The sequence below is a fragment of the Pedobacter sp. genome (genome assembly GCF_965227205.1).
Taxonomy (GTDB): Bacteria; Bacteroidota; Bacteroidia; order Sphingobacteriales; family Sphingobacteriaceae; genus Pedobacter.
Genome location: NZ_OZ245727.1, coordinates 1,068,556 through 1,092,799, shown reverse-complemented (window position 1 = coordinate 1,092,799; position 24,244 = coordinate 1,068,556). Strand labels below are relative to the sequence as shown.

Sequence of the window (24,244 nt, the reverse complement as noted above, 5' to 3'; positions counted from 1 at the left end):
GGGTCACTTTTGAAATCTCCATTTTTTTAATGCATGCCCATAAAAAGCATAAAAAATGAGGTATAAATAGCATGGAATCAATACCCAATAGGCTTCACGAAGACCATGATTGTCAGCCCAGTAACCATATAATAATGGCATAATGGCATTCCCACAAAGGGCCATAATGAGCAGCGAGGCACCAGTTTTGATAAATCTCCCTAAATTGTCCAGGGCTAATGGCCAGACACCCGCCCATATCATAGAATTGGCAAAGCCAAGCAGCACCACAAACCAAACCGAAATATCGACATCCTTGCCAAACCATTGAACCTTCCCTGAAACCAATAAAATACAGCAGCTCAGGCACAGACCAAGCACGGTACATATTTTCAATGCCGCCAGCTGGGATAAAAGTTTTGGAATAAAGGAGATGCCCAATATGTATCCGATGATTGTGGCGGACAGCGTATAAGATGGAAAACTTTTAGCAGCCATAAATTCCATACCATTAGCCGAAGCATAATTGACAATGCTATCCACAGCAATTACCTGGGAACCAACGTGAAAGAATATAGCAATTGCACCAAGTACCAGATAGGGGAAGTCCAGGATACTTTTTTTGTCCGAATTGCTGGCCGCCAATGCTTCGGATTCACTTTCCGTATCAATTTCAGGCAATGGCGAGAAACGCACAAAAAAGCCTAGAAAAAGCAGTATTAGCGCTACTATCGCATATGGCATTACAACGCGCTCGATAAGCTCATCAAGAATGAGCGATTTCTGCGCCCCCTTGATTGTTTCAATTTGCCTGAATAGAGCACTGTCATCCGGTCTTAAAACAACTGCAGAAAATAGTAAGGGGGCTAAAATACCGGCCATCTTATTGCAGATGCCCATAACACTAAATCTTTGGGCTGCCCGATCCTTTGGCCCCAGTATAGTAATGTAGGGATTTGCAGCAGTCTGCAGAATGGCCAAGCCAATACCTAGGGTGAAAAGCCCGGTTAGGAATACCCAGTAGGTTCTGGTTAATCCTGCGGGAACAAATAACAGTGCACCGATGCCCATAACCCAAAAGCCCAGCATCATTCCTTTTTTAAATCCAAATTTTTTAAGCAGGTACCCGGCAGGCAATGACATAAAAAGATAAGCAATATAAAACGCAAAAGCCACCAGGTAGGATTCCAGATAATTGAGTTCGCAGGCTATTTTAAAGAATGGTATCAGTATGGCATTTATCCAGGTAACAAAGCCAAAAATAAAAAACAGTAATCCAATCAGTGCGATTGAAATCAGTGTATCCGTTTTACTGAGCGAAGACACCTGAACGGTAGGATTGTTTTTCAGCATTTTATAAGAGAGCATTATTCATTTTCTGTAGTCTGGAAATTAAGTCTGCATATCTGAAATTCCGTAATCTTGCTTCTTCTGCAATTTCTCTATCATCTAAAAGATGAGCATTAAGCTTTGCAAAATCTGCATCGACAACATCTGTGTTCAATGCTTTTAACTTTTTAAGGAGCTCAGGTGACTGTTTACGATTAAAACCCTGTTTATTGAGTTCACTTTCAACTTCGATGCATATCAGATAGTTATAGCGGATGTTTGCCATCAGTATATAATGCGCATATTCTGTTTGTGCTTTGACAACTTTCATTTCCTTCAAGGTTTTTAAAGAAAACAAAGCACTATCACAAAGCTGGCCGACCGTAAATCCCTCTTTACTTACTTTCCCCTGCCTCACTTCATATGGCGCGAGTTTCAGCGCATTCCAAAACGATTTGGCATCAGCATCCGATAAGCCATAAGTCCTTTTGGCATAGTCCACTACAAAATCTGAAGGAACCAGTCCCTTTTTACTATAAAGTCCCTTAAAAAAAGCATCTATGAGCAGGTTAAATCCAGAGATCGGGTACACCCTCCTAATCGCATGGAGATCCATGATGTCGCTGTGCGTCTCAAATATCTGGGAGTAAATTCCGGAAGTAGACCAGGAAGTCATGATCATCCCCTTATAACCCAGCGTTCTTGCCTGAGGAATGAAAACCCGGATATTATCCAGGTGTTTGTTCCAATCTGTAGAAAAATAACTGTCCGGACCACTTCTCAATGCAGGAGAACCCCAGATCTGGAAGCCACTTTTCATCAATTTTTCATGATCACCAAACCTGTCAAGTTCCCAACCATAATTCCAGTCAATAAAAATAGTCTCTTTAGGCAGTGACTTCAGTGCATCCGGATATTTGAGCGCAATATCTGCCCAGACCAGTGGGATTTTGCCCATACTGACTACCGTTTCGCACAGCATTTTAATATAATCACCATACAATCTTCCCATTCCCAATGAATCAGCCTTACGTTTGGATTCAACAGACCTGCCTAACAGGTAAGTTTCATCTCCACCGATGTGAATGTATTTTGACCGGTGGGTACTGATTAGATCTTCAAACAAGTCAGTAAACAGACTTTTACAAAGCTCCTCCTTTATAGGGTTAACCTGGGAATAATCCTTCTGGTCTTCTCTTAATTCTTGGTATCGATAATTTTTTAGTATGTACTCCACATGCCCAAAACTTTGCTGCAGTGGAATGACATCAATTTTCAGCGAATCGCAATAGGAAATAAACGATTTTACCTCATTTCTACTGTATGCATATTTATTGGATATTACGACATGCTTTTCAAACGGATAAGTACCTTCCCATTCCATTACAAGGGTATTGATCCCATTTTTACTCAATTGTAGGGCGAAAGCTTTCAAAGCTGGCATTTTCATAACCTGTATCCTCAAATCCAGATGAAAACCCCTTACCGGGAAATCTTTCGCATCTGCAGCAGCTTGCGCCTGCGCAATACTCCCATCAAAATTCCAAAACAGGACCAGCAGAAAGGTATAGACCAATATTTTTATTAATTTTTTCACGCGTTTTTTTTTAAGATAAATTATGCAGCATGCTGCCCAGATATTGCCTACATCTAATTCTTAAGTTATACTGGTAGAGCAAGTTACCTTTTAAGCCTCAATTTGCATATGCAAACTTAATTTTCAGTCATATAAAACCGATTGACTTCTTTATTTTCCCCAGCTATCTGCCGGGCTGCTCAACTGAGTTATTATCCATTTCCCTGACTCCTTAAGATTGGCATCCGTCCAGGGGCCGTTTGGACAAGTACCTTCTTTCCAGGAAGCTCCGCTGCGTGGGCTATCTGAAAAGTTCCAGTTTACCCATGATACCTTCTTTTCTGCCAAAAACTTCAACCATTTCTCAGAAGCGACAAAATCGTTATCACCATCTCCCCATCCATCCTGGGTTCCGAACTCTGTTACAAAAACCGGAATGCCGTTATTCAGGGCTGTCTGAACAAACTCCATTCGGGTATCCTGGTTGGGTTTATTTTTATCAGCGGCATAGAAATGCATGGTATACATGATATTCTTTGCGGCAATTGTATTACCTATCACCTGATCAGGACGTGATGCAAACTCCGGCGTACCAACAATTATAATAGATTCCGGATCATTTTTTCTTATCAACGGCACCAACTGATCTGCATAGTTTTTGATAATAGACCAGCTGACAATCCGTTTATCGTTATTTGGTTCGTTACAGATTTCATAAAGTACGTTTCCTTTATTAGCATGCTTTTTTGATACGTGTTCAAAAAAAGTCTTGGCCATTACAGTATTCTCATTGGGATCACCAGGATGCAACATATGCCAGTCAATAAGTGCATATATCCCCCTTTGAAAACATTTTTCAACCAGCTCATCCACAAAGGCAGTGAAGTATTCTGGTTTGGTTTCGTACCCTCCTTCCTGAATGTACATCGAAATGCGCAATATATCTGCTCCCCAGCCATTGACTAATAAATCAAGGGACTCATCACTATAACAATTTCCCCGATATTGCAGCCCATGGGTACTCATGCCACGTAGCTGTATGGCATGACCACTCTTGTTGACGATACTGGTACCCACTACTTTCAATCTCCCGTTAACCGCAAACGGCTTAGCGCCGCTCTGGCTGGGTACTTGGGGATCTAAGGAAATATTCCGCGCCCCTTTACAGGAGAAAAACGCAATCAGCAAAAGAGATGCTATTTTATACTTCATGTTTTTAACGAATTATGGTTTATTTTCTAAATTTTTATGGGTATTATCAACAAGAGATAACAAGGAGTGTTCATCTTGAGTATCGTAAAGCAGTTGCCAAATCATTACCCCTCCGGCCGATTTGCTCGCAAGCTGAGTTTTGTCCACAATGGTTTGTCTACCATTATAATATATTGTTCCACCATTATCAGGCAGAATAATTTCATCAAAATTCATCCGTTCAGGATACTTTTTCACCACATCCGTCCACGAAATTTGCCTGAATGAGCGATCTTTAACCGGCAGCTCACCAAATCCATATCCATAAAAAGGCAGCCCTATATTCATGGCCTCCTTTTTGAGGCCTCTTTCTTTCTGCCAATAGTTTAAATGTTCTTCGGCATAACTGTATGGAGCATGTTGACCACCCAGATCAGGCTTCCAGGGCCCCGTCTTATCATAAGCCATAATATTTATGAAGTCGAATTGAGCAAGCGCACGATCACTAATCCGATCCCTGGTCCACCAGGCGAGGGCCGAAGTGAGCAGTTTATTTCTCTTAGTCAAAGGCTTTCGGAGGTCGGCTACAAAGCCTTCATAATTTCCATCGATGTCCTCGCCTTCCAAATCGACATCAATACCATCCAAATCATATTTATCCAGGACAGCAATAAAGTTTTTGACGAGTGTTTTCCTATGTTTTCTGGTCAATAATTCAGCGTAATAGCTCTGACGACTTCCCCCACCACAGGACATCAGCACTTTAACATTCTTCCGGTGGGCAATTTCAATTACACTGTCCAAACCGGGCACAGCTTTAAAATTCCCTGAAGTGTCCGGATTAATAAATGCGATATTTAAGTGGGTAATCTTCTCCAGATCAACCTTTTTAATATCTTTAACCATATCTGACCTGGACCAGATATAGCCGACTACTTTGAACTGTGCCTTTGAGGGCACTATGACCAATGTACTCAGTAGCATCATCAATCCCCACTTCAAGCTCCATTTTTTTTTCTTTTCAAAGTCCATTTTAATATTTTTATCAAAATTAAATGCGGTGATTTCTAACGATCCGGACTGATTACCTGACAGGCCCGATTGGGCACTGTCTAGTCTATCGGAGGGTATATATTTTAAACCACTTATACCATTAGTATGACCTAAGCTAATACCCGCCTACAAGTCCCACCATACCCGTTTGGTCCAATCATCCCCTCCAAGGATGGTTATGGCTGCGTTTACGTTCTCAGTATTTTGCTGTTTCTCCACCAATGGATATTCAAATCTTCTTGGTATTGTCTGCGAAGTTGAGCCACTTGTGGGAGATGGAACCAGTGCCGGGAATCCACTTCTTCGCCAGTTGGCATAGGTCTCATTGCCATTAAGCAGCAGGGTAATGTATAATTGTACATTGATTTGCTCCAACTCCCGTCCAGCCGTCAAAGGATTTGCAGTTCTCCAGGTGCTAATTTCAGCAGCGCTCACTACAGGGCCAGATGGATAAAGGCTCAGGTGCTGCATTGCAGCTTCCACGCCTCTGTGGTAATGTTCCTGGGCAGTTCCACCCAGATTGAGTCCAAAACGTTGGGTAGCATCTGCCAACAACAATTCCACTTCTGAGTATGTTATGTGCAAAAAGGGAGCATCATTTCTGAGCAGGTTATGGTTAAGCTGAGGCTTCATATCGATACTTCTGGTCGTGTAAGAAGTTCCATTAGCAAGTGTGATTGTAGTTACAGGAATAGGGTCTTCAGAATTTGTACGCCCTGGAAGTCCGGGAACCAAAGGCCCCTTAGCCCTAATCTGGGCTGTTATATCTTCTCTTTCCAGATATCTTGTGGGTGCTACAGGGTTAAATTCCCGGTAACATCTTATCAGATAAGTTTGACGTGGGTCATTGTTTAACGCATTATAGAAAGTATTGACCACGCGGCCCATTTCATTTTTGCTGTTCCAGGCAGCAGAAATACCATTGGCTCTAAATTCAGGAGCGTAATTATTTACCACATTTTCATGTGTAGTTTTACAGATATCTGCATTGCTTGTAAATACACCTGCCAGATAAGCGGCCTGGATTTCTGCCTTTGCCTTTTCAGGATCCCTTTTACAAAGACGCATGGCCAGTCGCAATCGCAGTGAATTAGCGAATTTCTTCCACGCTGGAATATTACCTTTATAAAAGTATTCATTTGGCACCCGGTCTTTTGCAGGGTCAAGTTGGGCTGATGCTTCTGCCAGTTCCTTGAAAAAATCATTGTAAATCGCTTGCTGCGTATCATACTTCGGCCTGTAAATACCCGCAGTATATCCTTTCCCCGCCTGAGAATAGGGAATATCACCATACAAATCAGTCAGGCGCGCAAATGTATACACCTTCATAATACGCGCCATCGCATTTAAATTAGATTTGCTTGCCACACCATTGGTACGTTCTACCGCATCCACAATATTTAAGATATCATTCGGGTAGCTGAATTCAAATGACCTGGTCATGAAAGAAAGCGTTTTGCGGTATATTGCGCCGTTATCCGCCATGTTGAAAGCCCCCGCAAACTGTTGCATCATCGGGATGAGCATAAAATAATTTGTACGCTCCTGTATACCTAGATCCCCGGAAAAGAAGACCTGGGCATATAATAACTGACTTGCAGGATCCAGGTCCGCCGACCGCGTTGGATCCACGTTGATGTCTCCAAATTTTTCACATCCCATTGAGCATAAACCCAACAGAAGCAACAATGTATATCTGAAAATCTTTTTCATAATTTATGAGTCTTATAATTTAACATTTAGATTAAAGCCGAAGCCTCTGCGGGTAGGCAGTGAGCCATATTCTAGTCCCTGCCCGTTGCTATTGTTATAATTTGAGTCCGGATCAACATTTGGCACATCTTTATAGATGATGAAAGGATTTCTTGCGACAAAACTTATAGAAACCCCTTTTAATCCCAATTGCTTACTCCAGGCTTCTTGCAGGGTGTAGGTAAAAGTAAGCTCTCTAACTTTTACATAGGTTGCTTTATATACAAACGGGGAGGCAATATTATTTCCGTCAGTACCAAAAGTGGACCAATATTGTGTGGGATCGATACCCCTGGTATTGGCTGTATATACTGGCGCAGCTGTTGTTCCGGTATTAATTACTCCCACAGGAACCAATCCCCGCTGTCTGCCGTCTGCCAACCACTGGGCTGAGGTTCTGCCTGCAGCGACACGCTCCTGCTCCGACTGAATCCATTCATCCCTGCCTTCTAAGGTTGCATTGGCCAATCCCCTGACATGTAGGAAAAGATTAGTCATCGAGAACATATCTGCACCGTACTTAACATCAAAAGCCGCGTTTAAACTAAAATTTTTGTAAGATATACGGCTCATCATACCACCAGTCCAATCGAAGACACTCTTGCCCAACACCTTTTGAACGGGGTCTATTATTGGCAGAGCGGTGGCAGCAGACAAAATTGGATTGCCGTTAGGATCCCTCAGGTAATCAAAACCCATCATCGCTCCATACTGCTCTCCGGGTTTTGCCACAACCCGAAATCCTGCCCATCGCGCCTCAGATAACGTTAAATCACTACCTACCCGCTCAGATAAGGATTCTATCTTACTTATATTCCTGGCGAAGTTGACACTCAGATCCAGCTTTATCTTACTGTTATTAGACAGTGGGCTCCCGGAGATCAACAATTCGATACCACGGTTTGATATCGAACCAGCATTTAAAGACTGCTGGGTAAATCCTGAGGATTGCGCAGCCGGTACAGTATTAATCTGGTCCCTTGACCTCGAAGCGTAATAGGTGGCATCCAGGTTTATTTTATTTTTGAAAAACTTCAGGTTCGTTCCCACCTCAAATGACCTGGTTCTGGTTGGTTTTAACTCAAAATTAGGGATGATTGTCGAAGAGATTCGCCCATTCAACACCCCATTAAAAGGAAACTGATTTAGCCCATAGTACAGGTTGAGTAAAAACGGATCCGCATCGCTTCCGACCTCGGCTACCGAGGCCCTCAACTTGCCGAATGACAAAATATTATCCTTCAGCTTAAAAGCATCAGTAAATACAAAACTGGTCGATAAAGAAGGGTAAGTATAGGTATTGTTATTTTCCGGTAGCGTTGAAGATTCATCGCGTCTGACGGTAGCATCCAAGTATAACCATTTTTTGTATCCAATCGTTAGCAGGCCATAAACCGAATTTAGCACACGCGGAACTGTAATCTCGTTAATCACTTTATCCTGGTAACTGGCAGGCGTGATGGCGTCTAAAAGCAACATATTTGAAAACGACGAACTAGTGCCGGTGCGGTTTCGATTATTTATACTTGCACCAACCCGGGCTGCAATGTTAAAATCATCCCCGAGTTGTTTGGTATAACTTGCAATTGCTTCTACCTGACTGGTGAGGTAACGTTGATTGGTCTGGTCAAGTTGTCCAGCCAATGCACCAGGAGTCGTTCTAGGACGAAAATTTTCATATTGTAAATACGTAATATCTGTTGCAGCTTTTACATTCAGGTTAAAGTCCTTTGTAAACTGATAAGTGGCGTTTACTGAGCCGGTAAGCCTGTCCTTATCGGTTCTATTATACATCTCGTTAATTACCCAATAAGGATTGATGCGAAACTGGCCACCACCCCAATCGATGTAATCGCCGGCAGAAGTTTTGTAATAGGTCCTGAACAAAGACTCATCAATATTATTGGCCAAACCATTGAATGCCCAGCCGACATTTGAAGGCGAATCACCAAGTCCGGCCCTATTGTTAACCTTCTCATCCATATAGCTAGCCCTTACCTCGAGCGATAACTTTTCACCGAACCGTGTACGGCCGCTGAGGGTAAAAGTGTTTCTTCTTATGTCACTGGTTGGCACAATATCCTTATATCTTAAATCCGCTACGGAGAACCTGAAACTCGATTTCTCAGTCGAACTGGATAAAGCTAGGGTATTGTTGAAAGATGAACCTGTTCGAAAAAAACCCTGAATGTTGTCTTTCGCCAGGGCGTACGGCCTGGTTACACCATCAAAATTCACAAAACTAATATTGGGGTCCAACCTTGGACCGAAACTGGTGAATAAACTGTTGAATGCAGCGGCTTGGTCTACTGGTAGCAGCCCACTTCTGCCTTGCCCATACATCGACTGCACCTCATCATATTGCGTTAATTGGTTTTCTATAGTATTGGTACTATTGAAGTCAATGCCTAAATCTCTGTTAGAAGTACCTTTTTTAGTGGTAATCAGAATAACGCCATTACCAGCCAAACTTCCGTATAGTGCCGTTGCTGCAGGACCTTTAAGCACGCTGATGGTTTCGATGTCATCAGGATTGATTGCCGAAATGGCATCACCCATATCCACGCCCCCACCAAACCTGTCGCTACCGACCTGGCCATAATTAGAGTTATCCATTGGAATACCATCGATAACGTATAAAGGCTGATTATTACCAGTAATACTTGTTGCGCCTCTCAATACAACTCTTGAAGAGCCTGCCGGGCCTCCTGCGGTACCGGTTATTACCAGCCCTGCCACTTTGCCTGCAAGGGAATTCATTACGTTAGTTTCTTTTGCCTTATTTATATCATCCCCACTCACCTGTGTAACGGCATATCCCAATTCTCTTTCCCCTCTTTTTATGCCTAATGCTGTAGTCACCTCTACCGCTTTAAGCGTCGTCACGTCATCTTTCAAGATGACATCTCTTCGCTTTCTGTTTTCACTCGCGATAAAGAAATAGGTGATTGAGCCAATTGAGCTCACCTGGATAGTATCACCATTGCTGGCCCTGATGGAATAGCCACCCTCCACGTTTGAACTGACAGCTAGTTTTGTTTTTTTGTTGGTGACCGTCGCACCTTGAACTTTCTGGCTATTTTCATCGGAAATAATCCCAGTTACGTTATATGTGCCGGTCTGCCCAAATATAAGTTTCGGGAGGAACACAAATAACAAGAGGGAAACTAAACCGGGAATAACCTTGGTCATTAGTAAGTTTTGTTTCATTTTAATAGTTTGTTGTTTAAGTTGGTTGATTGTTTTGTTTGTTGCTTTGCTTGTGGAAATGTCACTGTTGAAGTCGAAAAATTTACCTGGTTAGAATAAATTTAACAAAAATGACATCACCGTTAACGTACACGAAAAAAGGTCAAAAAAATTGAAGTAGCTGATTACTTCAATGACGTACATTAAAAATATTTAACTTATTTCGTTAACGTACACGAATATATCTATATAATTTTAATAAACAAATTTTTTGTCAAATAAAATTTCATAAATGGGGCTAGCCTAGTTTTTATAGTATATATAATTTTCTTTCGTGATGATATCTATAGGCATGTATTCGGTATCATCGACCGGTGAATTGCCTAATAAAAATTGGTAAATGGACATTAGCCCCTTGTATCCCTGCTCCTGAGGCTTCTGGCAAATTAGAAAATCAATGATTCCATTTTTTAAATAACCGATATTTTCTTCCAGAAAATCATATCCAATAAGTTTGATATCATTGATATGGTGTTCTTCCAAAAAGCGCGCAACCGAAGACACTCTTGAATTGGTAACAAACACAACATCAGGTTGGTTAGTAAGCAGAGCAGATTTGAGTATTTTCTGTAGTGAATCGTAATCTGTTTTCCGGATGTCAACTTTCTCAACAGCAATACTCGATCCTTGGTCACTGAGGTACGCCCTGAACCCCTCTTCTTTCTTTAATAAATGGTGATGCAGATCTATTTCCCTGGAGATATTTACGATGAGAACCTTTTGGTCTTCCCTGATAAGGTATTTTGTCAAATGGGCTGCAAGGTAACCGCTTTGAAACAAATCAGGCCCGATGTAGGCCACTCTTGATTCATTTTCAAGATCTGAATTGATCAGCACGAAGGGTATTTTTTTTTCACGGCACCTGGCAAGGAAATTTATGGCTTCATTTTCGAACATCGGCGCAAGTAAGATGCCATCATAACCTTCAGCTAGCACCGCAGCAGCCTGCTCTGTGAAAGTGTCTTTAGAATTCTGGTCAAAAAAATAATGGGAAACAGAAACACCAAAGTCCCTTATTTCTGCAGCCGCAACATTAATCCCTTTCAATGGCGCATTCCAGTAGCCGGTTTCACTGGAAACTGCTGGAATGAGGGCTGCTATCCTAATCACTCTCTTCGAGGCCAGCATCCTGGCCATAATGTTGGGCTGATAATCCAGTTCGGCTATGATTTCCAGAATCTTTTCTTTCGTTTTTTTAGATACGCCGACGCGGTTATTGATTACCCGGTCAACTGTACCTATTGACACATTGGCCCGTCGTGCGATTTCTTTTATCCCTGAAGTATTTTCATTTTTCATGCCTCAGCAAATGTATAGATAATTAGGAATAGTATCCCTTTTTCTTTATTAATAGTGCAGATCCGGAAAGGATGTAAACTAGCTTAGCTTTCTGTGCTTGGATTTCTTTAATGTGGTTAAAGAAATTATCTTCATCAAAAACGTTAAGATCATGTGCAAATACTTAACGCAGACATCTCTTAAATCATTTAAGATAAAATCTATTTGCTCCACCTCTTTAAGCCAACTCGTTGTGGTGATAGTTCTTTCTCAGGAACTATCACCACAACGAGAAACCTTTTCTAAAAAGCCCAAACCTAAGCTTCAAATTTATTATACCAGCTGTGATCAGGTAAATAGATGACATGAGGATCGAAAATAGTAATACTGATTGCCTCAATTTGATAGAACCATTAATAATTCGTCAAGAATTTCAGTGATTAACCCATTATAAATGGTCTCATTTTTATTTTGGCAAACTTTTGAGCAAAGATTCAAATTCATTTTTTCGCAAGTCAATCTTTTCAGTCACAATAAACTATGCTCACTTCGTATTTTTGACCATACGATATATAGCCCTTATATTGGCTATGTTATAATGCTGGGTTAGATCAAATAACAATCTGAAATGGTCCCCTTCAAATCGAAATGGCCTATTTGAAGAAACTATTTTTCATTATGCTGCATTACCTCGCTCCCGGCAGAAATTGTTCACATTTAATCGCAGCTCTTACCCATATTCACAACACATATTCAAAAACAATCAGCATGGCAATTAATTTTGTAAAAGTGCCCCAAATGATGGGGCTGAGGGCCGTTTTATTCCCCAATTGGCACAGGAATTATGGAAGCAAAAGCAGACGCCACACCAAAGTCCGGAGAACCGTCAGCATTCCAATTGAGCTTTTGCATCCTTGGTGTCCGGGTTCCATTAGAGGTTGCTGCCACGCTTCGGGCATGATAGACCAACCAATTTTCTGTTAGCAAAATTCCATTGGCATCAGTATACCCGCTGGTAAAAAAACCGTTGTGGCCAGGTCCATAAACCGCATTGGCATCACTTTTTACAAATACCTGTTTCTTATTTATCCAGTTGGTAGCTACCAGTGGGTCTGCTCCGGATATCAGCTGAAGCTGAGCAAGGCAATAATTATCACTACTGAAACGACTTGCGGAGTAAATCATGAATATCGGAGATGCAGCATCTTTCTGCAAAATGATAGGTCCTTCATTTACTCCGGCGCCAAGGGAGCCACTGGGCTCGTATTTTTCCCAGTTGTTGGTTGGCGAAGATATTTTTACTCTCGCTCCACTAACGGTCCATGGATTTGACATTGGAGCAATGTAAAGATACTGCTTAAACTTGGTTGCAACATTTTCCCAGCCTGACCAGACGAAATAGTTATTATTTCCTATAGTCAGTATTGACCCATCGATTGCCCATTGATCACTGGGATCGGAGATCTTCCCTTTAAATGTCCAGGTACCAGTCATGGGATCGGAATTGGAATTCTCAAGTACGTACATACGATGACTCTCACCCCCTCCATCATTGGCAGCAAAGTATATAAGTACCATTTCCCTGAAAGATAGTGAAGCTCAGGCGCCCATAAGTTGGACGAATATGGCGTCGGAATTCCTAATTCCTGCATAAAGTGCGTTACCATTGAAAAGAGGACTTGCAGCATAGAGTAGAGTTCTTGATTTTAAGGCAAGTGCTGCACCCTTGGTGATACGACCAATCTGTGCACTCTCATGGGTTAAAGGCAGCTCATTTGCAATCGCATCGCATTCCGAAACAATGAAAGAGACCACCTCATCTACTGAATTTCGGAATAACATCGTATTTTCAATATTCGCAGGGTCAACAACAGTTTTTTCGGTGACTAACGGAACTGCCCCATATCTTTTGAACAGTTCAAAGTAGAACTGCGCCCTTAGAAATCTCGCTTCCGCCTTGTACCTTGGCTTCCAGATTCCATAATAATCCGCCCGGTTAAGTGGCACCGGCACCGCATCGATGTTCGCAATGAATATATTGGCTCTTCTAATATCCTGATACTTACCTGCCCAGTTTCCGATAGGGTTATCAGTATTGCTCCAGCTGCCCAAGTTATATTTGTAAGCATCTATACCGCCTGAATTATCGAACCACTGGTGGTAAGTTTCATCCGTATAAGCGGAGATATCTGAACCCAAATCATTTGGAAGTGCGTTGTAGAGTCTTGCAAGCGCTTGTTCACTTAGATTGATATTTGCAAATACATCTTCTTCAGTAGCGAATTCGGCGGGCACCACGTCCAGATATTTTTTACAGGAAATACTTGTCAGTGATATAACCAACAGCAGTATTAAGTTAATTTTTTTCATATTAATAGATTTACATAGACACGTTAAGACCAAAGTTAATTACCCGCTGCTGGGGATAATTTCCAAAGCTATCGGATGTTTCAGGGTCAAATATTTTTAGTTTGTCCCAGGTATATAGATTGAGTCCGTTGGCGAAAACCCTAACATTGGTTAAACGCACTTTTTTCAATAAATTCTTCGAGAATGAATAGCCTACCTCAACGTTCTTAAGCCTCAGATAGTCCGAAGAACGCAGCCAGAAGGTAGATCGGCGATTATTGTTAACATTATTCGATGAAGAGAGTCTTGGATAACTGGCATTTGGATTTTGGTTTTCCAAAGACCACCTCTTTTCTTTGTAGTCGGCAAGCACAGAACTGTTGGAAGAAAACGCCCAGGCAGAAGTTCCCTCTAGCCAACGTGTTCCTCCATATGCGCCTTGTAAGAGAATATTGAGGTCAAACTGAGCGATGTTGATGGAAGCTGTCAAGCCCACATATGATTTAGGTCGTGCAATCTGACCCAGGTACCCTTCATCTTGGGTATTGATAACGCCATCGCTATTTCTATCCAAATATTTTATATCGCCAGGGCGTACCGCGCCAAATTGTTGAACAGGGCTGCTATTGATCTCCTCCTGATCTTTAAAAAGACCAAGTGCTGTAAGTCCCTGAACTTCGAAAATCTGGGTGCCCTTCAAGCCACGATAAGGAAGTGAATAGTCTGGTTCTGCAGCATATTCCACCCTATTGGTCGCATAGGCATATGAACCCCTGAGTAAAAATGAATTTTTACCGAATGTCTTTCTCCAGGTAAGCTCAGTTTCGATACCTTTATTGGTTACAATACCTGCATTTATGGCCGGTAGATTCTGGATTCCGGTCACATCGGGAATGACCTGAGCAACAGTCAGTATCTGGGTTCTTCTTTCATCGAAGACATCGGTGGTAAATACAATGCTTTGGTTGAGCATTTCGATATCCAAACCGATGTTAGATTTTCTGGCTCGTTCCCATGTCAAAAATGCGTTGCCCGAGGAGCTTTCCTGCGCACTTTTAAACTCGTCCCCCGTCGGCTTCTCTTCCAAAACGATAACCACTTCCCCCGCCTGTAGACCAGGTGCTCAAATAGGCGAACCGGCCCACACTGTTATCTACACCAACAGTTCCAATAGAGCCTCTAATCTTAAGCAGGCTAATGAATTTTGAGTTTTTTAAGAAAGACTCGTTAGATGCTACCCATGCTGCCGAGAAGGCCGGAAAGAAGCCCATTCTCCGGCCGCTTTGAAAGTTTTCTGAACCATTATAGCCTGCATCGAAACCAATAACATATCGGCGGTCAAAGCTATAATTTACTCTCCCGACCACTCCAAGTTGCTCGAAAGGTAAAGATTCCACCGGATCGGTAGCAGTGATAAAATTCTATATTTGGCTGTACCTGACCATACCGGTCAGCATATGCTTATTTGCGAAAGTCCTGTCATAGCTTAGATAGGCCTCATAGGTGGCATACTTGAAAATACTCAAACTTTCTAATTTATCAAGTTCTATGTTGAGCTCTCGGGTAAATCGGCTGTGGAGTGGCTTTAGTACTTTGAAGAAAATAAGCATCTAATCAAAAATTAGTTACACGTATTAATTGATGTCAGGTAATTATATAATTGAGTCGAGTTAAAGGCCATCAAATTACAATTAGATTAAATAATGTAATTTAAGGAAGCAACTTCTATCATGCAAACTAGACACTTTTTGAATCTATACAAGCATTTGGTAAATCAATATGACAAGTTTTTGTTGTCTGGATAGACCTTTAACTAAGCGTCCTTTTCCATCGCTGTAATCCAAGTTGGAAATTGGTTGTACACGGCATACACCTTAAAATTGCTTCATCTCAAATGTCTAACAACCCGCAAACCATTGTCACTTAATTGCAGATCACTCATATATTTGATTCAATATTGTACGAAACCTATTTCTCATAGACAATTCCCATTCCCGATTATTCACGCCGCTAAATTTCTTGAAAAGTGCAGTTCCACCATGAAAAAGTATGCCGTCCCGAAAGTCTCCTTCTGCACTAAAGCCGCTGTCATCCTCATAATCAATATGGTCACCCACTACGTTATAGCTGCCTTGATAACCATCTTTAAGTGCTCCGCCAGCACCTCTGTAACGCATATTCGGAAGTAATTCATGGCGGTTTTGACCATCAGCAGATATCCAGATACCAAGGTATTCTTTTGTTTCTTCGATTGTTTTTTTCATTTTGTTTCGTTTTTTATATTCCTGTATAACCTTATGCTATAACCCTAATAAAAGGTCTGGTAGCCATTTATCAAGGGAATGCTAAATCCGTTGATTCATTTTTTGTGCTGACTAACTTTAACTAACCTGTCATTACCAGTTATCACTATGTTAATTACTCAAAATTAGCGACTAAACGCAGGCCATCAGGTGTAAATAAAAAACCAATAACTATAAAAATCAAGCACTTAGTGATGAAAAGTATAGCTTTCATATATGATTTGAAAAGTTTAATCCAACGGCCATAACTGCGTTAGATCAAAATGCAATAAACAATTTGCAAACCTTGAAGCAGATTCACTTCGATTCCAATATCTCCACTTATTTAAGGGCTGACGATCACAAATATGATCTACAACGCCTGATATAAGCGGCTTAAGATCATCGCTCTGAATAGTCTTGCAGTGAAATAATTACACGCTGAGCTACGTTAATATTGCGGTTCATACCATCTATCTACAAAAATTTCCAGGATCATATAAATAATTACGATTAAAGAATAAAAATCAATAAGCTGTCCTCTTATTCACTCTGCTTCCACCTGGAGGCTGGTTCGTCAATTTTCGTTGAACAAGTTTAGTATCGGCTTGTGCGTCCGTCAAGTTCTGGCTACCTTTTAAGGCGCAAATGTGTTTTAGATAAAATTTATTAAAAACGTCTAGAAAAAACAGGATTTATTGATTTTACACAACCAAAAGATCCTGTTTATCAATTCTATAAACTCCTTTTCATTTAGTCTTTGACAAGGTAATTGTCATAGTCCATTCGAAATAACGTATGCCCAAGGAACGGTCCGGTGCAATTCTACGGCGGAACATTTTGAAAGCCAGTTGAAAGATATATGGCAGATGCTTTCATACAGATTTTAAGTTAATTTCGTTTCTCTGTTTTCATCATGTAAATAAGAATAATTTCTTAATTTCAACTGTGAAAAGGTTTATCATTAGCAAATATAATCTGGGTAATACCAATCAGCTTTCAAATGCCCAATACAAATGCAAGAAGAAATAATGGACAAAATTATACAAGCCTACTGTAACTCAATAAAGCAGCATTGCCCTAAAATAACCGATGAAGCATTTGACTTTTGGAAAAAAGAATTAGATATAACCCAACTAAAACCTAAAGAAGTTTATATTGAGGCAGATGCTTTTCAAAAAAAAATTGGATATGTCCATTCCGGTCTACTTCGGGCATTTTACAGGGATGGTCAGTGTAACGACATTACCGTTAATTTTATAGCTGAAAAAAACTATGCCACCTATTGCACCTCGCTAGATCAACCAAAGCCAAGCAAATATTGGTTCCAATGCATAGAGCCAACCATTATCATCAATGTTTCATACAGCCATATTCACGATTGTAGTGACAAATTTCCCGAGATGGAACACTATTTCCGCATTGTGATTGAGACTGTCCATCGTAATATTTTAAGTCGGATGGAGGGCTTTTTGTTCGATAATGCCGAAACCCGGTATATGAATTTCTTAAATACCTACCGAAATTTATATAATCGCATATCTTTATCGGATCTCAGCAGTTATTTAGGGATTGAACGACAATCGCTCACACGAATACGAAAAAAACTAGCCAACCAACCATTTGACACATATGTGTCAGGAAAAGCAAGAAAATAAAATGGAATTTTGTGCCATAATTTTAGAAAAGAAAAAATGGGTACAATTCGAATACACGTTCTGCATTGCGGCAATTTAAACTTTGACGAAGCAGCGGCATTTCATGAGAACACACTACATCCAATGCCTTATAGCGGCATTTTGCGAAGTAAAAGACATCAAATAAATGTTCCCGCATCTGCCTATCTTATCGAACACCCTAAAGGTCTGATACTTATTGATACGGGCTGGCATACAGACATCAGAATCGACCAAAAAAAATACCTTGGTTGGCTGTATAGCCTATCGAGCAAAGCTTACCTACCTTCAGGGCAAGCGATCCACGAACAGCTTCACAAACTGGGCTACCGGACAAGCGATATAGACTATTTGTTCATAAGCCATTTACATCCCGACCACGTCAGCGGGTTAAAATTAGTAAAAGATGCTAAAAAAGTATTGACAAGCAGCATAGAACTCCGTGACACCAAAAAGCATCCTCTTCTCTACCTGCCTTTCATGTGGAGGGACGTTAATTTGGAAACTTTTGACTTTGAGAATGCTGAATATGATTTGTTTGGCGACCGATCGGTGGTTTTCGTAAATACACCTGGGCATACCAATGGAATGGCATCTACGCTTGTTCAAAATAATGGTAAATTTGTATTACTATGCGCAGATACTGGGTATTCCAAAAAATCATGGGAGGAAATGATTTTGCCAGGAATGTTGACCAACAAGAAAAAAAGCAATGGAATCACTGAAATGGGTTAAACAAATGAGCGAAAAGCCAAATTGTATAGAAGTAATTGCTAATCACGACCCAAATGTAGAACCCCATATCATAGAATTCTGATAGCGTGAGAATAATGCCCTGTGGTAAATGTAATCCTAAGAAATCCAGCAAACTACTATCTGCGAAGTGAATACTATTATCAGAATAGATTCCAGTTTTCATTTCTTAGAAAATGGATCAATTCATGGTTTTGACGTTGGCAAATGTCAATTTGAGAGCTCTCTTGATACTAACCCGGATGTCCATAATAGAATTTCACACAGAACTTTCGCTCTTACACCCTGGAAATTTTGGTAATGGTGGGACATAATAGTGCATAATGAGAAATATTGTCTTCGTTATTTACCGATCTGATTACGTTTCCAAGCGTTGTAAGCAAGTTCCAACGAAACTTCGTTATTGAAGACAAAAAAAAATGAAATCTATATTACATGATCTACCGTTTTTTGTGAATCCTCTCTCTACAGGCATACTTAGCACACCAGAATTTATTGCTCGTCTAAAAAACATATCTTTTGAGCGTTCGTCATTTTAATATGAAGAAACTTATAATTTGGGGATAGCCTGCACTCTATCATATATAAGGTGAAGCCATAAGACTCCACCTGAAATTATTCATTAATGCTCTTCCTATCTTATGCTAGAACTCGATGCAAAATAAGTCTCTTGTTTTATATTGTTGGTAAGGCACCTCCATCTACTGAGTAGTTACTGCCGGTAATATATTTGGCTTCTGGAGAAACCAAAAATGCTACAAGATCAGCAATTTCTTTGGGTTCTGCCATCCTGCCTACTGGAACCCCAACTTTGTCCATTACAGCTTTGAATGCCTCGTTAACAGTGATGTTTGAAGACTTTGCAATGTTTTCTATAAAATCCATCATGAGCTGTGTTTTTACTACGCCTGGTGAAACTACATTTACGCGAATTCCTTTTGATCCCAACTCATTTGCCAATGCCTTGCTATATGCATTCAACGCTGCTTTTGCAGAAGAATATGACATGGTCATTTCCCAAATTGGCATTTTTGCAGCACCCGTGGAAATATTAATTACCACACCGCTCTGTTGGCTGATCATTGTAGGTAACAGCAATTTGTTAATCCTAACTACCGCCATGAAGTTTAATTCCCAGTCATTAAACCAATGTTCATCCGAAAGCACATCAAAGCCGCCACTTGGACTCAGATTGGCACCCGCATTGTTCACAATTATGTCTATTCTGCCGTATTTTATAAGAATCTCCTTAGCGATTACTTCTGCTGCTTCGGGTTGAGCGAGGTCAGCTGATATAAAGTGATGGCTATTGGTGACATCCTGAGGAGTACTTCTTGCAGTCACCACCACTTGAGCACCTCTGATACTTAATGCGTCAGCAATAGCTTTACCAATACCTTTCGTTCCGCCTGTTACCAATGCAACCTGGCCATTTAATGTTGTCTCCATACTATTATTTTTAAAGAAGTTGCAAAATTAAATACTATACTTTACTTTTGAAAGTAGTGACACTTATGTATAGTAATAACATAAAGTAAAGCTAAACACTATATCAGGTACTTATGATAGAAAATAAAAATAAAAAAAATGATGAACGCTGTGCACTCCAAGAAATTTTAGGTGTGATAGGTGGAAAATGGGCAATGTCAATCATCTATGCTTTATTTCAAGGCAAGAAACGGTTCAGTGAATTAGAGCGAATGATACCAAAGATTAATACCCGAATGTTAGTGAAAGAGTTGAAAAATATGGAAGCAAACGGAATTGTCACCAGGCACATTTTTGCAACTGTGCCACCTACAGTAGAATATACCCTAACTTTAAAAGGCGAAAAATTAAAGACATCCATTAATGAATTATATAAATGGGGGCTTGAATACGTAAATTAATAAGTTTCAAATAAACTATGTTCAAGAATCAATACTATGAATGGTAAATAGCATCAAGCTGTGCAAGAAATATAAGTTCAAGAGTTAAAAGAAAATTCCTTAGAAGTATTGAAATTGCATTTAGCTTGGTTAGCTTTAATTGCCAGCCAAATAAATTTGAAAAGGCCAAAAAGCCTTAAGTTAAAATAATTCTTACCAAGCAATCAATGCTGAAGATTTATTATAACAACGGCATAATTCAGGCTTAGCTTTAACGAATTTAAACTTCGATTGATTCTCAACGACTACCTTGCTGCTTCTGGCTCTGTTAGTCATTATTCTTGAGGGATTAAGAATACTTCCAACCGAACGTTTCTGAAGGACTCAACCTTTAGGAAAATTATTAGAAAAAATTTTCACTAAACCAGTTTGTCAACTTTCGCGGAATCTTGACTATTTTGATGTGCCATGATTCTAAAAAATTAAATGTTGAGACACATTTGTGATCTTCGATATCCAGAATGTCCAGATCTCCACTTTCGGGCTGACTTTCAGTGTCTGCCTGGCTACGGTCTGCTTTTGCGTTTAGGCTGTCAGAAAATTTAATCTCAAAAACGGGGAAGGTAATCTGCGCTCTGATTAGAAAGGCATCCCTTCACCCTCAGCCTCGGTAGAGCTGACCAGTATTCCTTCTTTTTTAAATCAGCCCCTGTATTTGGCCGAAAGGCGCGCTCTACGAACAACGTCTACTTCAATACTTTTATCCTCGCTGAGGTAAGTGTCATTAATGGCCAGGGTAAAATCCACCACATTTTTTTCTACGCTCACGGCCTGAACCACTGTGTCAGGAGTCAGTCTTCCTGTAATTTCCATCATCTAATATTTTAATTAAAAATTTATTGCACTTAATACGAGTAGCCTGAATCTATTTTAAAATCTTCAACCAGTTGAACTTTTTTCTCACTGAGCCGGACGATCTTTGATTTATGGAAAATAAAAAAGAGAAAATCGTCACCCTTCCCGAAACAGTGCCTGGCACAGGACCTGTCCTGATGTTGAACATGCTTAAATTCAGCGACCGGCGCCTGTATATTGAAGAATACCTTCCTGCATTTAAACGTGTAATGGAAATATTAAATTTGGATGCTAAAATAAACCTTATTAGTGACGTTCTTGCTAGCGTAGTGGCCGATGAAGGTGAAAACTGGGATGCACTTCTTATGGTGGAGTATTCAAGCTTCGAGGCATTCTTAACTGTTGCCAAAAGTGATACCTACCGAGAAATTGCCGAACCCCTGCGGATGGCCGCACTATCAGAACTTAAATTGTATATGACACGCCCGTTTGCCCTCTAAGTACTATCTTCGCAAACATGCATCAGCTTATCCTAAACAATTTTGCCTTACATATAGCGCTTGCCCCCGAGGAACAGGAGCAGGCGCTTGCATGCTTCCAACTTCAAGAAATAAAAAAGCGCATCTGGCTCCTACGCGCAGGAGAAACCGATCGCTACATTTATTTTGTTAAACGCGGCTGCCTTCGTATGTATTACACGGATAAGAGTGGTGGAGACCACATTATTGGTTTCTATCCGGAAAACTGGTGGTGTTGCGATATCGCCAGTTTTTTTAACAGTAGCCCCTCGGTAAACGCCATTCAAACACTGGAAGACAGCGAAATATATAGTATATCCTTACCACGACTTGAAGAACTTTTTCTGTTGATTCCAAAGTTCGAACGCTTTTTTCGGATCCTTAATCAAAATGGGTTTGATCTTTATCAGCATCGCATGACCTCTCAACTTTATAAAACAGCTGAAGAGCGCTACCTTGAATTCCGTAAACGACACCCCGGACTGGAGCAGCGGATAGCCCAAAAACATATCGCCAGTTACATCGGCATCACGCCTGCATTCCTGAGCATGATGCGAAAAGAAAATGGCATCTGATTTAGTGAGAAATACTCATTGAGCCATCTCTCCTATGAAATATTGCTATGGATTACACCGGAGCTGATTTCTTGAGTTAATTGCTACTTGGTCTTAGCATCTACTCTTATTCATCAAAGTCATTCTATATTTCGTTCGCTGATGTTAGGATTACCGGTCTGCCTCCGGTAACCAGTAAAGTGTGTTCATGCTGTGCTACAAATCCACCTTTACTGCCTGTAAATGTCCAACCGTCCGATTCGGTCCTAATATTTGTAGATTTTGTTGAAATAAAGGTTTCAATGGCAACAACGGAATTTTTTCTGAAACGTCTGTGTAAATCAGACCGGTCGTAATAATTCATGATCGCATCAGGCTCCTCATGTAAACTTCTTCCTACTCCATGCCCCCCTAAATCCCGGATAACGGTATAGCCTGCCTTTTTTGCTTTGGTTTCTATCAACTTACCAATGTCCGCAATTCTCACTCCCCCACTTATTTTTGAAATGGCCTCCAATAATATCTCACGCGACGAATCCACCAAGATTTGAAGTCCCTTAATATCATCACCCAGAATAAAAGAACACCCGTTGTCCGACCAAAATCCATTTAACTCAGCGGAGACATCAATATTAACAATGTCACCATTTCTGAGGATGACACTATCCGACGGAACTCCATGAGCAAACGCCTCATTGACACTAATGCAACAATAACCGGGAAAATTATATGTTTCATGAGGCGCAGATTTGGCGCCTAACTGTTCCAGTAATTTTTTGCCGTATTGATCGAGTTCTTTAGTGGTTATCCCAATCTGCGCATATTTTTTCATCTCGCGCAAAGTAATAGCTACTGCCTCACTTACTCTTTTAATGCCATTAAGTTCTTCCTCTGTTTTTATGATCATTCTATTACGCTTATATTTGACAAAACTATTGTTATACTAGATCAGTCTATAGTAAATTTTAGACACTTGTCATGCAGGATTACATAGAATTACTTAAATTGCGGCATGCCGATTGACTATCTCAAAAAAATCCATTTACGTGAATTCGATTACGATAGTTACAGGTTCGATCCTTCATCTGAAAATGCATCCATTATTGAGGGGTTTTATGTCTTTCACAAAGACCCAAAAGAAAATTCACATTTGATTTTCAATGATGGATTTCCAGTGCTTGTCTTCCTGCAGAACCTGAATGATTCAGTAGTGGTGAAGGATGGCAGTGCAGCCTTTAATATAAAAAGTGCCTGGGCAAGTGCCGGACCGGTTAAGAACGTGCACGTTAAATATCACGGTAATATGGAGCAACTGTTGGTCGTGAGATTTTTTCCTGGAGCTTTTTCCAAGTCGTTTAATCTAGATCACCATTACTTCAAAAATTTCCCGGTTGCTCCATTTTATTCGATTTGCAGAGGTAGTTTTTTTAGTATCGATGATTTTTATGCTTTGCCTTCAGTTTGCCAGAGGATCAGCTATCTAAATGGCTATGTAGCCAAATCTTTTAAAGCTCAAAGTGGGTATGAAAAGTTTGATTCCTTGCTGGGTTATATTCAAAAGATTAAGGGAAATTGTAGCGTTCAAAATCTGGCAGCCTTATTAGGGGTAAACTACAAATGGATGGAAAGAAGTTTTATACAAAATACTGGTATTCTACCTAAAGATTACATAAAACTCCAGCGTTTTTTTAATGCTTATGTTAAGCTGACCGCAACTGACAATGATTTGATGGAAATTGCTCTGTCAAATGGTTATTATGATGCGAACCATTTTTTGAAGGATTTCAAAGCGTTTACAGGAAGGTCGCCATCACAGTATTTCAAGCCCTCCATTATGGCATAACACTTGTGTCAGAAACGTTGGTTTACAACATTTACTTTAACCCAACATTTGAAAAAAAGTTTCAGCTGCTATACAACATTGTGCCGGTAAGGTAGACAGGCTTTGTTGTTTAAAGGTGATATTAAACAACAACTTGAAT

At 40.4% G+C, this 24,244-nt stretch carries 20 protein-coding genes; 6 read left to right on the top strand and 14 right to left on the bottom strand.

Annotated features, from left to right (window positions below; all coding sequences use genetic code 11):
• Window positions 1–3: 3 nt before the first annotated feature.
• The 12 genes from ACO05K_RS04670 to ACO05K_RS04615 form a co-directional block, all read right to left on the bottom strand.
• Window positions 4–1,332 carry a sugar MFS transporter gene (locus tag ACO05K_RS04670; RefSeq protein WP_421943295.1) on the bottom strand — a complete coding sequence of 443 codons (1,329 nt, stop codon included), beginning with the start codon at window positions 1,330–1,332 and terminating at the stop codon, window positions 4–6.
• Between the two features lies 1 nt (window position 1,333).
• Window positions 1,334–2,905, bottom strand: coding sequence for a beta-N-acetylhexosaminidase (locus ACO05K_RS04665; RefSeq protein WP_421943294.1), 1,572 nt, complete (start codon window positions 2,903–2,905; stop codon window positions 1,334–1,336).
• 150 nt (window positions 2,906–3,055) lie between these two features.
• A complete protein-coding gene (locus tag ACO05K_RS04660) occupies window positions 3,056–4,096 on the bottom strand; it encodes a glycoside hydrolase family 5 protein (protein WP_421943293.1) in 1,041 nt (346 codons plus the stop codon).
• 12 nt (window positions 4,097–4,108) lie between these two features.
• Window positions 4,109–5,107: a glycosyl hydrolase family 18 protein gene (locus tag ACO05K_RS04655; protein ID WP_421943292.1), complete on the bottom strand. Its 999-nt coding sequence runs from the start codon at window positions 5,105–5,107 to the stop codon at window positions 4,109–4,111.
• 147 nt (window positions 5,108–5,254) lie between these two features.
• A complete protein-coding gene (locus tag ACO05K_RS04650; protein ID WP_421946278.1) occupies window positions 5,255–6,640 on the bottom strand; it encodes a SusD/RagB family nutrient-binding outer membrane lipoprotein in 1,386 nt (461 codons plus the stop codon).
• 213 nt (window positions 6,641–6,853) lie between these two features.
• Complete coding sequence (locus tag ACO05K_RS04645; RefSeq protein WP_421943291.1) at window positions 6,854–10,090, bottom strand: SusC/RagA family TonB-linked outer membrane protein; 3,237 nt, start codon at window positions 10,088–10,090, stop codon at window positions 6,854–6,856.
• 282 nt (window positions 10,091–10,372) lie between these two features.
• Window positions 10,373–11,428, bottom strand: coding sequence for a LacI family DNA-binding transcriptional regulator (locus tag ACO05K_RS04640; protein WP_421943290.1), 1,056 nt, complete (start codon window positions 11,426–11,428; stop codon window positions 10,373–10,375).
• A gap of 798 nt (window positions 11,429–12,226) precedes the next feature.
• A complete protein-coding gene (locus ACO05K_RS04635; protein WP_421943289.1) occupies window positions 12,227–12,985 on the bottom strand; it encodes a family 43 glycosylhydrolase in 759 nt (252 codons plus the stop codon).
• Window positions 12,986–13,006: 21 nt separating this feature from the next.
• Window positions 13,007–13,777 (bottom strand): RagB/SusD family nutrient uptake outer membrane protein, encoded by a 771-nt coding sequence (locus ACO05K_RS04630; protein WP_421943288.1) that lies wholly within the window; start codon window positions 13,775–13,777, stop codon window positions 13,007–13,009.
• 10 nt (window positions 13,778–13,787) lie between these two features.
• Window positions 13,788–14,843 carry a hypothetical protein gene (locus ACO05K_RS04625; RefSeq protein WP_421943287.1) on the bottom strand — a complete coding sequence of 352 codons (1,056 nt, stop codon included), beginning with the start codon at window positions 14,841–14,843 and terminating at the stop codon, window positions 13,788–13,790.
• The gene (locus ACO05K_RS04620) at window positions 14,812–15,153 is read right to left on the bottom strand and encodes a hypothetical protein (protein WP_421943286.1); all 342 of its coding nucleotides are present in this window, start codon (window positions 15,151–15,153) and stop codon (window positions 14,812–14,814) included. The genes ACO05K_RS04625 and ACO05K_RS04620 overlap by 32 nt, the downstream gene beginning before the upstream one ends.
• Window positions 15,154–15,690: 537 nt before the next feature.
• A complete protein-coding gene (locus ACO05K_RS04615; protein WP_421943285.1) occupies window positions 15,691–16,020 on the bottom strand; it encodes an Atu4866 domain-containing protein in 330 nt (109 codons plus the stop codon).
• Window positions 16,021–17,054: 1,034 nt separating this feature from the next.
• Here ACO05K_RS04615 and ACO05K_RS04610 point away from each other — a divergent pair.
• The gene (locus ACO05K_RS04610) at window positions 17,055–17,696 is read left to right on the top strand and encodes a Crp/Fnr family transcriptional regulator (RefSeq protein ID WP_421943284.1); all 642 of its coding nucleotides are present in this window, start codon (window positions 17,055–17,057) and stop codon (window positions 17,694–17,696) included.
• A 36-nt stretch (window positions 17,697–17,732) separates the two neighbouring features.
• On the top strand, window positions 17,733–18,449 hold the full coding sequence (locus ACO05K_RS04605) for an N-acyl homoserine lactonase family protein (RefSeq protein ID WP_421943283.1): 717 nt from the start codon (window positions 17,733–17,735) through the stop codon (window positions 18,447–18,449).
• Window positions 18,450–19,142: 693 nt separating this feature from the next.
• On the opposite strand, the gene ACO05K_RS04600 is transcribed toward ACO05K_RS04605, so the two are convergent.
• Complete coding sequence (locus tag ACO05K_RS04600) at window positions 19,143–19,916, bottom strand: SDR family oxidoreductase (RefSeq protein ID WP_124913784.1); 774 nt, start codon at window positions 19,914–19,916, stop codon at window positions 19,143–19,145.
• 113 nt (window positions 19,917–20,029) lie between these two features.
• Between ACO05K_RS04600 and ACO05K_RS04595 the strand changes: the two genes are divergently transcribed.
• The 3 genes from ACO05K_RS04595 to ACO05K_RS04585 all read left to right on the top strand — a co-directional run bounded on the left by ACO05K_RS04595 (window position 20,030) and on the right by ACO05K_RS04585 (window position 22,283).
• Entirely contained in the window at window positions 20,030–20,356 is a 327-nt protein-coding gene (locus ACO05K_RS04595; protein WP_124913783.1) for a winged helix-turn-helix transcriptional regulator, read from the top strand.
• A gap of 965 nt (window positions 20,357–21,321) precedes the next feature.
• The gene (locus ACO05K_RS04590) at window positions 21,322–21,690 is read left to right on the top strand and encodes a hypothetical protein (protein WP_124913782.1); all 369 of its coding nucleotides are present in this window, start codon (window positions 21,322–21,324) and stop codon (window positions 21,688–21,690) included.
• A 17-nt stretch (window positions 21,691–21,707) separates the two neighbouring features.
• Entirely contained in the window at window positions 21,708–22,283 is a 576-nt protein-coding gene (locus tag ACO05K_RS04585; protein WP_421943282.1) for a Crp/Fnr family transcriptional regulator, read from the top strand.
• 124 nt (window positions 22,284–22,407) lie between these two features.
• On the opposite strand, the gene map is transcribed toward ACO05K_RS04585, so the two are convergent.
• A complete protein-coding gene (gene map / locus ACO05K_RS04580; protein WP_421943281.1) occupies window positions 22,408–23,169 on the bottom strand; it encodes a type I methionyl aminopeptidase in 762 nt (253 codons plus the stop codon).
• 105 nt (window positions 23,170–23,274) lie between these two features.
• On the opposite strand from map, the gene ACO05K_RS04575 reads away from it, so the two are divergent.
• A complete protein-coding gene (locus ACO05K_RS04575) occupies window positions 23,275–24,105 on the top strand; it encodes a helix-turn-helix domain-containing protein (RefSeq protein WP_421943280.1) in 831 nt (276 codons plus the stop codon).
• Window positions 24,106–24,244 lie beyond the last annotated feature (139 nt).